Consider the following 14,868-nt stretch of genomic DNA (forward strand, 5'->3'; position numbering starts at 1 on the left):
GCCTGGGCTCATGCGGCCGGGCAATGCTGCCGCAGGCCCTTGCGACGCGTCGATGGCGTCCGGTCACGTGAGTCGAGGTCGATGGCGGGTGAGGGAGCCGGTCAGTTGCGCTCCGTGAGTACCTTCACGTCCCACGGGCCGAGTTCGACCGACTCGTCGGCCTCGTACGTGAGGGAGGCGAGAACGTCCTCCGTGGCTGTGGGCAGCTGGACGGACACGGGGTTCCACGACCAGTTGTGGAGGAAGCGGACGCGGCGGCCGTCGCGGGCTGTCGCGGAGGTCGCCGTGACGCTCGGGTGGAGGCGCCCCCACGCTCCTGCGGGGGCCGCCCAGTTGAACAGGGCCTGACCGAAGGCCGGGTCGGGCACCGTGCCGACGCAGGTGATGCGGCCGACGCCGTACGCGCGGGTCGTGACGGCGGGCCAGCGGCCGAGGTGCGGATCGTCGTAGGTGGCCAGCACGTCGGCCCCGGCCGGGACGAGCGCGTCCGCCCAGTACTGGGCCATGGCCCCGGTTGACAGGGGCAGTTCGCTATTACCCTGCACCGACACCGGTGTGTCCAGGTTGGTGAATTCGTCGTACGAGACTCCGGCGGGCCCGGAGAGGCGCGCGGGCTGGATGTCGGTGCGGGCCCGGGCCTCGTGATCCGCGTAGCCGGTGCGCGGGCCGATCACCAGGTGCCCGCCGGACTCGGCGTAGGTGAGCAGTCGGTCCAGTGTCGCGTCGTCCGCGGCGTAGAACGCGGGCGCGACGAGGAGCGGTGGCAGGTCCACGGCGTCCAGCTGGTCGGGGTGAACCAGGCGTGCCTGTAGGCCTGCGTCGAAGGCGCCACGGTAGAAGGCGTCGAAGATGGTGGCGTGGGAGCGCTCGTCCGCCGAGCCGTCCGGCTTGGCCAGTGGAGGCTGGCCTTCCAGCGCCCACTTGCTGGGCAGGGAGTACAGGAAGGCGACGTCCGCGTCCGGGGTGAGGGCGGCGACCAGATCACCCACCTCCTCCAACTCTGCGCCCAGGGCGGCAAGTTCGCGGTAGATCCGGCCCGGTCGGCCGCTGTGCGGCAGGATGCCGCCCACGTAGGTCTCGGCGCCGAAGTGCAGGGTGTGCCAGTGCCAGTACTCGATCATCGAGGCGCCCCGCGAGATCAGCGCCCAGGCGGCCTGACGCCACTGCCCGTCGTATGCGGGCTTGTTGCGCCAGGAGCCGCCGATGCTCTGCGCGTTGGTCTCGGTGACCAGGAACGGCTCCTGGCGGGAGGCGTACATGCGGTCGGCGATGCGGTAGAGCGCCCAGGTTCCCTCGTTGGCGGCCGCCGTCTGGCGGGCGGGGTGCGGGTTCGGCAGGGCTAGGGAGTCCTGCATCGGGTAGTAGGGGTTGCCGGCGGTGGCGTCGAGGTTGTGGGTGAGGGCGTCGTCCTCGACTGCGGGGCGGTCGTAGGCGATGCAGGTGGTGACGAACTGGTTGGGGCTCGCGTACTCGCGGATGATGTCGGCCTGCCACTCGATGAACTCGGTGGTGAGGGCTGCCTGGAAGCGCCGCCAGGCGAGGTCGTACTGGGGTTGGGTGTTGCCGTCCGGTGTCCACAGGTCGGCCCACGTCGACAGGCGGTGCGACCAATACGTCAGCCCCCACTCGCGGTTGAGTGTGCCCACGTCCCCGTACGTGTGGCGCAGGTGGTCGACGAAGCGCTGGAACACACCATGGTTGTGGAACAGTTCCAGGCCGGGCTCGTTGTCGACCTGGAAGCCGATGACCGAGGGGTGGTCCGCGTACCGGGCGACGACCTTTCGGATGACGCGCTCGGCGTGGAAGCGGAACGCCGGGTGGGTGTAGTCGACTTCCTGTCGGGAGCCCCAGGGGATCCGCTTTCCGGTGGCGCGTTCGCCGGCGATCTCGGGATATTGGCGGGCGAGCCATGGGGGTATCGCGTAGGTCGGGGTGCCGAGGATCACGGACATGCCGCGCTCGTGTGCCCCGTCAAGTACCGGCTGGAGCCAGTCGAGTTCGAAGCGTCCGCTCTCTGGTTCCCAGGTCGACCACACCGACTCGCCGACGCGGATGACGTTGAAGTGCGCCTCGGCCATGAGGACCAGGTCGTCCTTGAGCCGTTCACTGGGCTGGTACTCGTAGTAGTAGGCGGCTCCGAACAGGACCCGCTGTGGCAGCTGGAACATGGCTCTCCGTGAGGTGTTGAGCGGTCCGGGAGGCGAACCCGAGCGCGGCCGTCCGGCTTGGGGCCTCAGTCGTCCAAGGGCCGGGTGGACTCCCGTACGACCAACTGCGTGGCCAGTTCGACGTGGTGGGAGTCGATCTTCTCCGCGGCCGCCAGTTGAAGGGCGGTGCGCAGGGCCACGGCGCCCATCTCCTGCACCGGGCCGTGGATGGTGGTCAGCGGTGGGGAGGTCACCCGGGCCAGCGGGGTGTTGTCGAAGCCGACGACGCTCAGGTCGTCCGGGACCCGCAGTCCGTGCCGCCGGGCGGCCTCGATGACCCCGGCGGCCAGTTCGTCGGAGGCGGCGAAGATTGCGGTGGGTGCGGGATCGACGGCGAGGAGGCGCTCTCCGTGGTCGATGCCCTCGGCGGCGTGGAACGTGCCGGCGTGGCGGACCAGTTCCGGAAGTACCTTGGCGCCTGCTGCCTCCATCGCGCTGCGGAAGCCGTGCAGCCGGGCCTGGTTGGACCAGGCCGACTCCGTGCCGCCGAGGTAGGCGATGCGGCGGTGGCCGAGGGAGAGCAGATGTGCGGCTGCTGCGTGGCCGCCGGAGAAGTTGGTTGCGCCGACGCTGACGATCGAGTCGTCGGGCAGTGACTCCGGGTCGAGCAGGACCAACGGCATCCGGTACCGGCTGAGGGCTTCGCGGATCGGGGGCGTGAGCGTGTTCGCCGTGACCGCGATGACGGCCCGCCGTCCCGCGGCGGCCAGACCGCGGGCCCAGGCGACGGGATCCGCCGTCGGATCGTGGTCGCCGCGCCGGCCCACCACCACGGCGACGCCCTCACGCGCCCCGGCGTCCACCACGCTCTGAATGATCTCAGTGTGATAGATGCTCAGTCGCTCGGACCCGAAGAACAGCTCCACGGTGGGGTGGGAACGCAGATCGTCGCGGTTTCCCCCGTAGTTGTAGCGGCGAAGGAGCTCCAGCACCTTGTCGCGCGTCGGCTGGGCGACGTCGGGACGACCGTTGATGACCTTGGAGACGGTGGCCACCGAAACGCCGGCCGACTCGGCGACCTTCGCAAGGGTCACGCGTTGAGGATCGGATGCCATGGCTCTCCCGGGGAGTGGTGACAGGGGCAGCGACCCGCCCTGCGCAGCACCGTAGCAGCGAAATAGTTTTCGAGGCGCCGACAGGTCAAGACCTTTTCTATGCAGGGAAATTGACCATGCGGTAGGCATTGACGGACGTGTGGGGCGCCCATAACGTTCACGGCCGGCGCACATGGCAGATAGAAATTTCGATCGCCGACAGGTCATTTTCGGTTCGTCGCGACCGGCAGCTCCCCGCGCGATGTCTTCGCCACCTACCTAAAGAGGCAGGCTCGGAATGAAACGATTCACTCACATCGGTTCGACAGGTCGGACCCCGAACGTCAACGGGCCCTCACGGCGCAGCCTCCTCCTGGGAGCGGTCGGCGCCGGTCTCGCCACGACCTCGCTGGCGGCGTGTGGTTCCGGCGGCTCGGACAGTTCGAGCGGCGGCTCGGAGATCGTGTTCATGAACCAGTCCCGGGGGCAGGCCGCGACGCTGAAGAAGCTGGCCAAGCAGTACACGAAGCAGACCGGCGTGAAGATCAGGATCGATGACGTCGGCCCGACCGACTTCCTGACCAAGCTCCAGTCGAGCTCGCAGGCCCGGAACATGCCGGACATGTACTCGGTGGTCGACGGCCATTCCATGGCGCCCTACTACAAGGCCGGCTGGGCCATGGATCTGACCGACCGGATGAAGGGCGGCTGGGGCGACTCCTTCCGGCCCGCCACGCTCAAGACGTCGACATTCGCGGCGGACAATCCGCAGCATGTGAAGCCGGGCATCTACAGCGCCCACTGGGAGACCCCGGCCTTGGGTGTCTTCGTCAACGCAGGGCTGTACAAGGCCGCCGGTCTCGACCCGGACAAGGCGCCCGCATCCATGAGCGAGTTCATCGATCAGATGCGGAAGATCAAGAAGACGGGGAAGGGCCCCTTCTGGTTCGCGACGAGCCTGTCCAACCAGGTGATCCAGTCGTACGCGTCGAACTACATGAGCGACGAGGAACTGAACGCCACCTTCGTGGGCAAGCGCAGCTGGAAGAGCGCGGGCTGGCGCAAGACGCTGCAGCTCGTGGTCGACCTGCGGGACGCCGGCGTGATAGCGACCGGCTCGCTGCCCAGCGGCAACACCGACAACCCCACCGTGGAGAAGGCCTTCTTCAACACGCAGGGCGTCGCGGCCATCTTCGACGGCACCTCGGCCGTCGGTGTGGCCCGTGCGACCGCTCCGGACTTCACGGATTTCCGGTCCTTCCCGCTGCCCAAGGCCGATGACGGTACGCAGACGCCGCGCCTGGTGGGCGGCGCGGCCAAGGGCGCCGCGGTCAACCCGCGCAGCAAGAACGCCGCCGAGGCGCTGAAGTTCCTCAAGTGGCTGACCGTCGCGAAGCAGCAGCAGGTCTGGGCCGAGGGCGTTCCGCTGATCCCGTCCGCGCGGGCCGTGTCCGACAAGAACATCCCCAAGCAGCTCACCGGCATCGCCGAGGACATCTCGCACATGCAGCTGGTCCAGAACCAGATTCTGGAGCAGGTCAACACCGCACTGCAGAAGGGCACCCAGGCCATCGTCCTCAAGGAGCGCACGGTCGACCAGGTCCTCGGCGACCTCGACGCGGCGCAGAAGAGCGCGTGATGCAGCGCGTCATGAACCCCGTGGCGAGGCGCCCGACGAGGCGCCGCAGTCGCGTGCCGGCGGCCTGGCTCTTCCTCGCGCCGGCGCTGGCCGTCATCGGCCTGTTCACCGTGCTCCCGTTCGTTCAGGGCATCCTGCTCAGCTTCCAGTCCTGGGACGGGGTCAGCCTGGACACGCCCTACGTCGGGCTCGACAACTACCGCCACGTACTGGACGACACCCAGTTCTGGGGCTCGATGAAGAACGCCGTCCTCTACGGTGCGGTCGGCCTGATCGTCGCCAACGCGGTGTCGATGGTGATGGCACTCGCCGTGCACCGGGCCCGCCGCGGCTCCGCGTTCTTCCGCACCGTCTTCTACCTGCCCGGCGTGTTCTCCACCGTGGTGGTGGGCGTGATGTTCTCGTGGTTCCTCGACCCGAACATCGGGATCGTCAACCAGACGCTGAAGACGGTCGGCCTCGACGGTCTGACGCACAACTGGCTGGGGGACCCCAAGACGGCCGTCATCGCGGTCGCCGCCGTGTTCGTCTGGTACCACTGGGGCTTCGGCTTCATCCTCTTCCTCGCCGGCCGACAGGACGTGCCGCAGGAGCTGTACGAGGCCTCATCCCTGGACGGGGCGCGAGGCTGGACCCAGTTCCGGTACGTCACCTGGCCCGGCATGTCCCACGTCACCGGCATCGTCAGCGTGCTGACCCTGCTGGCCGGACTGCAGATCTTCGGCACGGTCCAGGTACTGACCAACGGCGGCCCCGCCGGGCACACCGAAGTACCCACCCTGCACATCTACCAACAGGCCTTCCAGTACAGCGAGTACGGCCGCGCGGCAGCCATGTCCGTCATCTTCGGCCTGTGCCTCGTCGCCCTGGCCTGCGTCCAGCTGTGGGTCTCCCGCAGGCTCGGCGGGGGCACCGACTCCCGGATGGAGAAGGGAAGTTGACCATGAACACACTTCTCGACCGGGCACGGGAGTCCAAGGCGACACCCATGCCGGTGGCGAACCCACGACGGAACCGGCGGCGTTCACGCGGACCACGCGCAGCCCTGTACGTGCTGCTGATCGCCGGGGCGCTCGAGGCCCTGGTGCCGGTCCTGTGGGTGCTCAGCGGCTCCCTGCAGAGCGCCAAGCAGCTCTACAAGGGAACCGACCCCATCCCGCGCCCCTTCGAGTGGAGCAATTTCGCCACCGCGTGGAACGAGGGCGGCTTCAGCCACTACCTCCCCAACAGCCTCCTGTACACATCGGCCGCGGTCCTCGGCATCCTGGTCATCGCGAGCCTGGCAGGTTACGCGCTGGCCCGCATCGAGTTCCCCGGCCGTGGCGCCGTCGTGGGAGCCATCCTCGTCATCATGATCATTCCGCTGCCGGCGTCGTTCATCGCCCAGTACAAGCTGCTGATCGAACTCGGACTCGCCAACACCCGTATCGGCTACATCCTGGTGCTCATCGCGGGCGGACTGCCGATCTCCATCCTCATCATGCGCGGGTTCTTCGCCAGCCAGCCCAAGGAGCTGGAAGAGGCAGCGGCCATTGACGGTGCCTCGCTGCTCGGGACCTTCTGGCGGATCATCCTTCCCCTTGCCAAGCCGGGGCTGATCGCGGTGGCCGTCATTCAGGCCATGTCGGTATGGAACGAGTACCTGATGGGCCTGGTGCTGTTCAACGACAGCTCGCTGATGCCCGTCCAGCGCGGACTCACCAACTTCGTCTCCGCGGATTCTCCGCAGCAGCAGATCCTGCTCGCCGCCTCGCTCATCGCGGTGCTCCCGATCGTCGTCTTCTACGCGATCGCGCAGCGCCACATCGTCAGCGGGCTCTCGGCGGGCGCTCTCAAGTAGTCACGCAGGAACCACTCGCTCACCCGACAAGCAACGACCAGTGAGGAAGTCGCAGTGTCCATAAGAGCTGGAAGAAGTTTGCGTGCCACGCTCGTGAGGGGTTCGGCGGCCGCTTTACTGGCGCTCGCTATAGCTCTGCCCACCGCCCAGGTCGAGGGAACAGCCACCACGTCCACAAACATGGCGACGGCGGCCGACACGTCGAACGGTGCGGGCCAACCACGGGTCAACATCAGCGAGTTGCCGGTGCCGCCGACCGTCCCCGCCGATGGCGAGTGCACCCACCCCACCGGCTGTGTCTCGGCCGACTGGAGTGGCATCGGCACCCCAGGGCCGGCCAGGGACCCGAAGTACGTGTTTCTCGGCATCACGTACGCGGGAGCACCGGAATCCGGTGCGGCGAGCGTGTACCGCGGCAATCAGGTCCTGGTGGTCCGCACCGACGGCAGCACCTTCCCGAACGGTGAGGCATGGAAGTGCATCACCTGCGGGGTGTCCTACGGGTCGGACATCGACACCAGCCAGCTCGTCTACCCACCGGCGAACGAACTGCCCGACCGCAAGCGCGTCCTGGTCAGCAACGGCATCCTGGAGTGCGGCGCCGACGGAGTGAAGTACGCCGTCACGGACCGACGCTGCACCCCCGCCCACACCAAAATCACCCCCATCTACTGGAACGACAAGCCGCTCTTCCAGCGGGACGAGCAGGGTGTCAACAACGGCAGGGAATGGCGGCTGAGCCCCGACGGGCAGCATCTGCTGTTCAACGTCGTCGACTTCAGGGTGCTCAGCATCGTCCCGTACGTCGGCCGCATCGCCTACGACCAGGACAAGGGGCGCTATCACCTCACCAACGTCTCGACGCTCCAGAACCCGGCACCGGCCTTCCAGCCCATGGTCGTCGAGGACGGCAACGAACTGCGCTTCAATCACGCCGGAATGGTCGGCGAACCGCGCGGCTGGACCGCCGACGGACGGGCGACCCTCGGCATCCAGAGCCTGAATTCCGACAGCATGGACGCCTGGGCCACCGACCTGGCCACCGGCACCTCCCGGCCGATCACCCGCAATGCCCACTACACGGACCCGATGGCGATGTCCCCCAACGGCAAGTGGCTGCTCGCCGAGGAGGTCAACGGTTCCGGACGCCTCGACTTCATCTCCGGCCTGCCGGGCGTCCCTCCGCTCACCGCCCAGGCGGGCACCGCCCCGTACGTCTCCGGGATCCGCAACAGCGGCAACCGCCGCTTCTTCTCGCCCTGGCTCGTCGACCCCGCGACCGGCCGCGGCTTCCAGATCAACGCCGGATCCGACAAGAACTGGAACGCCGCCGCCGACCCGGCGTGGCTCGCCGACAGCACGGCCGTCGTCTACACCGAGAACCTGGCCTGTGGTGCGAACCCGACACCCCACCGCTGCGCCGACTCGAAGGAACCCGGAGGCCGCAACAGCCGGCTGATGATCGCCCGCTTCCCGGACTTCAAGCCCAGCGCACCCGTCGCCGCCCCGCCGGTCCCCGACAAGACCTGGGGCCTGCCGTACGACCCGGACAAGGCTCCGGAGCCGCAGCGGCCGGTACCCACCGGCACGTACACCCTGCGCGGAAAGGCACAGGGAGCGGCCACCGTACGCATCACCAACAACAGCGCGGACACACAGACCCTCGCCCTCACCGTCGACTACCGCGACTTCAGCGACGACGGCACGAACATCATCAACGGCACCGAAAAGGTGGAGCGCGTCTCCAACACGACGCTCGGCTGCACGCCCGGCACCGCCACGGCCCTCGCCTGCCTCACCTGGACCGAGGACCTGAAGCTGTCCGGTCGGCACACGGGCACCAAGCGCACAGGCCCCGACGGGTTCACGCTCGGCCCGTCCGCGATGCTCAGAAACGAATTCCAGGCAGTCGGCACACTCACCACCACCATCGACGGAACCACCTACACGCAGCCGGCCAACGGAAGCTGAGCCCAGGCCGATTCGGAACCGATCCGGACACCGGAGGACACAGACCGGATGACTCTCAACACCCCTGACATACCGCACGAGTTGGCGATCGACCACGGAGGCGACCGGTTTCCGGTGTCCGGCAGCCGCCCCCGACTGTCCTGGAAGCCTCCTCGGACCGCCGTGGCGCCGCACGAGGAGTACGACCTGCAGATCCACATCGACGATGAACCGCACTACCACGCCCTGGTGGCCGGCCACGTCCTCGTCGACTGGCCGCTGCGCCCGCTGCGCAGCGGCGAGCGCGTGCGCTGGCGTGTGCGACTCCGCTCGCCCACGGAGGATTCCGCGTGGAGCCGATGGCACGCCTTCGAGGCCGGGCTCCTCGACGCCGACTGGACCGCCTCCTGGATCACCCCGCCCGACGACCCGCAGAACACCCACCTGCCGCCGGGCACCCGCCCCGCACGCACCCTGCGGACCACGTTCAGCACACTGGGCCGCCCCGTACGCGCCCGCCTGTACTCCACTGCACTCGGCGTGTACGAGGCATTCGTGAACGGCGAGCGCGCAGGAACCACCGAGCTCGCGCCCGGCTCGACCTCCTACGACCGCACCCTGTACGCACAGGCCGCCGACGTCGCCTCAGCCGTCCGCCCGGGCCGCAACGACCTCGAGGTCGTCCTGTCCGACGGCTGGTACCGAGGCCAGGTGGGCGCCTTCCGTAAACCGGCCGGCTGGGGGGAACTCCTGGCCGCCCGGCTGGAGTTGCACCTCGAACTCGCCGACGGGGCATCCCAGGTCGTGCGCACCGACGAGACTTGGACCTCCGCCGCAGGGCCCGTCACCCGCGCCGACCTGATGGACGGCCAGATCACCGACCACCTCGCGCCCCAAGGACCTGAGCAGCCGGTTCTTGTCGACGCCGTGACCGCGCCCCCGATCGACTGGTCCCCGGCCCCGCCGATCCGCCACATCGAAGACCTGCCCTGCGCCTCGCTCACCCACCTGCCGGACGGTGCATGGATCGCCGACTTCGGCCAGAACGCCTCCGGTTGGCTCCGGCTCACCGACCTCGGGCCGGCCGGCACCCGCACCGTGATCGACCACGGTGAACACCTCGACCCGGCAACCGGTGACCTGACTACCACCCACCTCGACATCCAGCGCCCCGGCGACCCGGTGACGGTCTTCGTCCAGCACGACGAAGTGGTCTCCTCGGGCACTCCGGGCGAAATCTTCGAGCCCCGCCATACGCTGCACGGGTTCCGCTACGCACGCCTGGAGCGCGGCGACGCCCCACTGGACGCGTCGAGCCTCACCATGCGGGTCGTCCACACCGACCTGCGCCCCACCGGCACCTTCTCCTGCAGCAACGAGGACCTGAACCGCCTGTACGACGTGGCGCGTTGGAGCTTTCGCGGCAACGCCGTCGACGTCCCCACCGACTGCCCGACCCGTGAACGCATCGGCTGGACCGGCGACTTCCAGGTCTTCGCACCCACCGCCGCACGCCTCTACGACATCCATGGCTTCGTCCGCAAATGGCTGCGCTCGGTCCGCGACGACCAGCTCGACGACGGACGCATCGCCAACTTCTCCCCGGACGGACGGCGCATCAAGCTCCACACCGACGAGCGTCTGGACTCGATGACCGGCTCGGCGGGCTGGGGCGACGCGATCGTCCTCGTCCCGTGGCTGCTGTACGAGACGTACGGCGACCGCCGGGCCCTCGCCGAGAACTGGGATGCCATGGTCCGCTGGGTCGAGTGGGCCCTGACCACCGCCCGCACGGCACGGCACCCTTCACGTGTAGCCCGGTCGCCTCAGCCCCTGCCGCACGAGGAGTTCATCTGGGACGGCTCCTTCCACTGGGGGGAGTGGTGCGAGCCGAAGCCCCGCGCCGCGGACGGCTCGCTCCTCGAACCGGAGCAGGACTGGATGGCAACCGACAAGGGCGAGGTGGGCACCGCCTTCCTGTACCGCACGACCGCAACCCTCGCATCGATCGCCGCTGTCCTCGGCCGCCAGAACGAAGGCGCCCGGTACGCGTACCTCGCGGAGCGGATCAAGAATGCGTGGCGTACGGAATTCATCGATGACGCCGGCCGCACCACCGTCGACACCCAGGCGAGCTACGTCCGTGCCCTCACCAACGGCCTTGCCCCCGACAAGCTCCGCGTCCCGGCGGCCGCCCGCCTGGCGACCCTGATCCGCGCGGCCGGAACACACCTCACGACCGGCTTCCTCTCCACCGCCGATCTGCTCCCCACCCTCACTGACACCGGCCACGCCGACCTCGCGTACGAGGTCCTGCTGCAGCGCACCTCGCCGTCCTGGCTCGGCATGCTCGATCGCGGTGCCACCACGGTCTGGGAGGACTGGGACGGCATTGACGACAACGGCGACGCGCACGAATCCCTCAACCACTACAGCAAGGGCGCCGTCATCCACTTCCTGCACACCCACACCCTCGGCCTGCGCCAGGCCGAGGGCTCCGTGGCCTGGGAGCGGTTCGTCGTCGCACCGGTCCCTCACACATCGGTCGAATGGGCGCGCGGTTCCTTCGACAGTCCACGCGGCCCCATGACGGTCGAATGGCGCACCAGCGGCGACCAGTTGGACCTCACCGTCGATGTCCCACCCACGTCCACCGCCACGGTCGTCCTCCCCGACGGCACGGAACGGACGGTGGGGCCGGGACGTCACACAGCCTCGGTCGGTACGCCCAAGGAGACATCGACCGCCGGGAGGTCTCGCCCGGCGGGGGCCCGGGTCGCACCTGACCGGTGACGACCGGGTTGCAGAACGACTCATTCGTGAGGATCGGCCTCCGTACGTGCGGATGCCGATCCTCGGGCCGTGACCGCGCACTTGCGCCTCGCATGCTGAGACATCGCTCGACGCCGATGTCGCCATGACGGTGTCCGAGGCGCAGACGGTATTCATGGCCGACGCCCAGGCGCCCTGACGAGCCGCCACGCTGGCGGGTACGGTCACCGAACCGGCCTGGCGGAACAGGCTCACCTGGAATCTCGTCGCCACCTCCGCTTCGCGCGCATGCGTCAGTCGGCAGGCGGCCCACTGGTGTCCCGTACGACGAGTTTCGGGTCGATGACCGCCTCTCGTACGTCGAGCGCTCCGTCGTCCAGGCGCTCGACCACGAAGCGCACGGCCTGTTCGGCGATGAGTACGGCGTCCTGGCGGACCGTGGTCAGGGCGACGGGCATGAGGTGGGAGAGGTGGCTGTCGTCGTAGCCGACGACGGAAACCTCGCCGGGGACGTCGATGCCGGCACGGGCGAAGGCCATCAACAACCCCATCGCGCAACGGTCGTTGGAGGCGAGGATCGCCGTCGGTAGCGGTGCGCCCTTCTCGCGTTCGGCAACGAGCAGCCGGCCCGCCTCGATGCCCGCATCCTCCGTGTGGCTGCCGGGAATCACCCGCGTCTCGGCGTCGAGGCCGTGCCGGCGCATCGCTGCGCGGTAGGCGCGGCGCCGCTCGGCCGAGCCGGGGTCGCGGCCGCCGTCCACGTGCACGATGCGCTGGTGGCCGAGTTCGGTGAGGTGGTCCATGGCCTGCCGGACGCCCTTGTTGTCGGCCGTGTAGACGCTGTCGAGGCGAGCGTCGCGCACACGTCGGCCGACGGAGACGGTGACGGTGCGACGGCCGAGGGCATCGAGTTGTGCCGGTTCGGAGCGCGGGCCGAGCAGGACGACGGCTTCGCAGCGGTGGGCGAGCAGGGCCTCGATCGCCTGGGCCTCGTCGCGGCCCGGGGCCGTGGCGGAGAGGAGGACGTCGTAGCCGTGTCGTTCGGCCTCCGGGTAGATGCCCTCGACGAGGTCGGCCTGGAACGGCTGATGGACGGTGAACAAGACCCCGAGGGTGCGGCTGCGGCCCCGCGCCAACAGCCGTGCCGCATTGTCGGGCCGGTAGCCGATCTCCTCGGCGACCCGCAGCACGCGGTCACGTGTCTCCTGGCCGGCGCCCGGCTGGTTCCGGAAGACGATGGACACCAGAGCCCGTGAGACGCCCGCCTTCTCGGCGACGTCCGCCATCGTGGGGCGGTGCTTTCCCGGATTTCCCGTTTCGCTCACCTGTGACTCCAGGCCCTCTCGCCGTGCGTCCACGAAATCTCGCGGCAACAACCTATTGACATGACATTTGAACAGGGGTCATCGTACTCGAACTAGAGCGCGCTAGTAGAGCGCGACAGTGGCGGAAATTCCGCGTACTGAGTGCTGCGTGCCGAGCCCTGTTCGTGAGTGAGAGGTCCCCTGCGTGATGTCGTTCGAAGTGCTGACCATGGGTCGGGTGGGAGTGGATGTGTATCCGCTCCAGACAGGCGTGGGGCTCGCCGAGGTCGCCTCGTTCGGCAAGTACCTGGGAGGCAGTCCGACCAATGTCGCGGTGGCCGCGGCCCGTTACGGACATCGTGCCGCTGTGATCACCAAGACGGGCCGCGATCCGTTCGGTGACTTCGTCCGCGGCGCGCTCAACGGCTACAGCGTCGACACCCGCTTCGTCGGGACGTCGGACATCGCACCGACCCCGGTCACCTTCTGCGAGATCTTCCCGCCGGACGACTTCCCGCTGTACTTCTACCGGCAGCCGAAGGCGCCCGACCTGGACCTCCGCATGGACGAGCTGGATCTGGAGGAGGTCCGTGGGGCGCGGATCCTGTGGTTCACCGGCACCGGGCTGAGTGAGGAGCCGAGCCGGTCCGCGACGCGCGCCGCTCTCGCCCACCGAGCGAAGGTCGGGACGACGGTGTTCGACCTCGACTGGCGGCCCATGTTCTGGAGCGACACCGGCCAGGCCCGTACGTACTATGCGCAGGCCCTGCGTCACTCCACGGTCGCGGTCGGAAACCTCGAGGAGTGCGAGGTCGCCACGGGGGAGCGGGAGCCGTACGCCGCCGCGAAGGCGCTGTTGGCGGCGGGAGTCGAACTGGCTGTGGTGAAGCAGGGGCCCAAGGGTGTCCTCGCCATGGACCGGGACGGTTCCGTGACCGAGATCCCGCCGGTGCCGGTGGACGTGGTCAACGGACTCGGCGCGGGCGACGCCTTCGGCGGCGCGCTCTGCCACGGGCTGCTGTCCGGCTGGGACACCCGGCGCACGGTCTCCTTCGCCAATGCCGCGGGTTCGATCGTGGCGGGCCGGTTGGCCTGCTCGGACGCCATGCCGACCGAGTCCGAGGTCGAAGCGAAGCTGAGTGAGGTGCACAGTGCTGTCCGCTGACAAGTCCGCCGGCCGTCGCGCCGGGCGTCGCGCCGGGCGTGCCGAGGGTCGTTCCGCCGGCAGGTCCGAGATGGTCGATCGCATCGTCGGTGCCCGGGTGAACGATCCCGGTGCCGTCGCGGCCGCCGCCGCCCGTCGGGTGAGGGCGACATCGCCGTTCGGGGAACACGGAAGGGTCATGATCATCGCCGCGGACCACCCGGCGCGCGGCGCCAATGCCGTCGGCAGTGACCCGTCCGCCATGGCCGACCGCTTTGAACTGCTCGACCGGATGTGTGTCGCCCTCGAACGGCCGGGCGTGACTGGTGTGTTGGCGACCGCGGACATCCTGGAAGACCTGCTGCTGCTCGGCGTGCTGGACGGCAAGAGCGTCTTCGGATCCATGAACCGGGCCGGCCTCGCCGGGTCGACCTTCGAGATCGACGACCGATTCACCGGCTACGACGCGGAGACCATCGCCGCGATGGGGTTCGACGGTGGCAAGATGCTCACCCGCATTGCACTGGGCGACCCGGCCACCCCCGCCGCGCTGGAGAACACCGCGCGAGCCGTCGACGAGCTCAATGACCGCCGGCTCATCGCGATGGTGGAACCGTTCCTTTCGGCGTGGCAGGAGGACGGGCGGATCCGCAACGACCTCTCCACCGAGGCCGTGATCAAGTCGGTCACCATCGCATCCGGCCTGGGTCGCCGGTCCGCCTACACCTGGCTGAAGCTGCCCGTCGTCGACGGCATGGAGCGCGTACTCGCTTCCTCCACGCTGCCCGCTGTGCTGCTCGGCGGCGAGGTAAAGGATCCCGAGGCGGCCTTCCAGTCCTGGGGCAGGGCCCTCAAGCTCCCCACCGCGCAGGGCCTGACCGTCGGCCGGTCCCTGCTCTACCCCTCGGACGGCGACGTCGCCGGTGCCGTGGACCGGGCGGTGGGCCTGCTGTGAGCACGCACATCGACACCGCCAAG

10 protein-coding genes are annotated in these 14,868 nt (G+C 68.8%); 7 read left to right on the forward strand and 3 right to left on the reverse strand.

The annotated features are described in order from the left end of the window. Positions 1-101: 101 nt before the first annotated feature. Complete coding sequence (locus tag ACYSUO_RS07285; RefSeq protein WP_461775192.1) at positions 102-2,168, reverse strand: beta-galactosidase; 2,067 nt, start codon at positions 2,166-2,168, stop codon at positions 102-104. 65 nt (positions 2,169-2,233) lie between these two features. Then, entirely contained in the window at positions 2,234-3,241 is a 1,008-nt protein-coding gene (locus tag ACYSUO_RS07290) for a LacI family DNA-binding transcriptional regulator (protein ID WP_461775193.1), read from the reverse strand. 298 nt (positions 3,242-3,539) lie between these two features. On the opposite strand from ACYSUO_RS07290, the gene ACYSUO_RS07295 reads away from it, so the two are divergent. The 5 genes from ACYSUO_RS07295 to ACYSUO_RS07315 all read left to right on the forward strand — a co-directional run bounded on the left by ACYSUO_RS07295 (position 3,540) and on the right by ACYSUO_RS07315 (position 11,463). After that, entirely contained in the window at positions 3,540-4,880 is a 1,341-nt protein-coding gene (locus ACYSUO_RS07295; RefSeq protein WP_461775194.1) for an ABC transporter substrate-binding protein, read from the forward strand. Positions 4,881-4,933: 53 nt separating this feature from the next. After that, positions 4,934-5,821 carry a carbohydrate ABC transporter permease gene (locus ACYSUO_RS07300; RefSeq protein WP_461775195.1) on the forward strand — a complete coding sequence of 296 codons (888 nt, stop codon included), beginning with the start codon at positions 4,934-4,936 and terminating at the stop codon, positions 5,819-5,821. A gap of 2 nt (positions 5,822-5,823) precedes the next feature. Continuing rightward, entirely contained in the window at positions 5,824-6,720 is an 897-nt protein-coding gene (locus ACYSUO_RS07305) for a carbohydrate ABC transporter permease (RefSeq protein ID WP_461775196.1), read from the forward strand. 180 nt (positions 6,721-6,900) lie between these two features. Then, on the forward strand, positions 6,901-8,691 hold the full coding sequence (locus ACYSUO_RS07310) for a TolB-like translocation protein (protein ID WP_461775197.1): 1,791 nt from the start codon (positions 6,901-6,903) through the stop codon (positions 8,689-8,691). Between the two features lie 48 nt (positions 8,692-8,739). Further along, positions 8,740-11,463, forward strand: coding sequence for a family 78 glycoside hydrolase catalytic domain (locus ACYSUO_RS07315; RefSeq protein WP_461775198.1), 2,724 nt, complete (start codon positions 8,740-8,742; stop codon positions 11,461-11,463). A 272-nt stretch (positions 11,464-11,735) separates the two neighbouring features. Here the strand turns inward: ACYSUO_RS07315 and ACYSUO_RS07320 are convergent, their stop codons facing one another. After that, positions 11,736-12,728, reverse strand: a complete 993-nt coding sequence (locus tag ACYSUO_RS07320) for a LacI family DNA-binding transcriptional regulator (protein WP_461775498.1) — start codon at positions 12,726-12,728, stop codon at positions 11,736-11,738. A gap of 226 nt (positions 12,729-12,954) precedes the next feature. On the opposite strand from ACYSUO_RS07320, the gene iolC reads away from it, so the two are divergent. Together iolC and ACYSUO_RS07330 are read left to right on the forward strand one after the other, a co-directional pair. After that, positions 12,955-13,911, forward strand: a complete 957-nt coding sequence (gene iolC / locus ACYSUO_RS07325) for a 5-dehydro-2-deoxygluconokinase (RefSeq protein ID WP_461775199.1) — start codon at positions 12,955-12,957, stop codon at positions 13,909-13,911. Positions 13,912-13,981: 70 nt separating this feature from the next. Further along, positions 13,982-14,845 carry a Cgl0159 family (beta/alpha)8-fold protein gene (locus ACYSUO_RS07330; RefSeq protein WP_461775200.1) on the forward strand — a complete coding sequence of 288 codons (864 nt, stop codon included), beginning with the start codon at positions 13,982-13,984 and terminating at the stop codon, positions 14,843-14,845. Positions 14,846-14,868 lie beyond the last annotated feature (23 nt).

It is taken from the genome of Streptomyces sp. UC4497 (genome assembly GCF_054871485.1).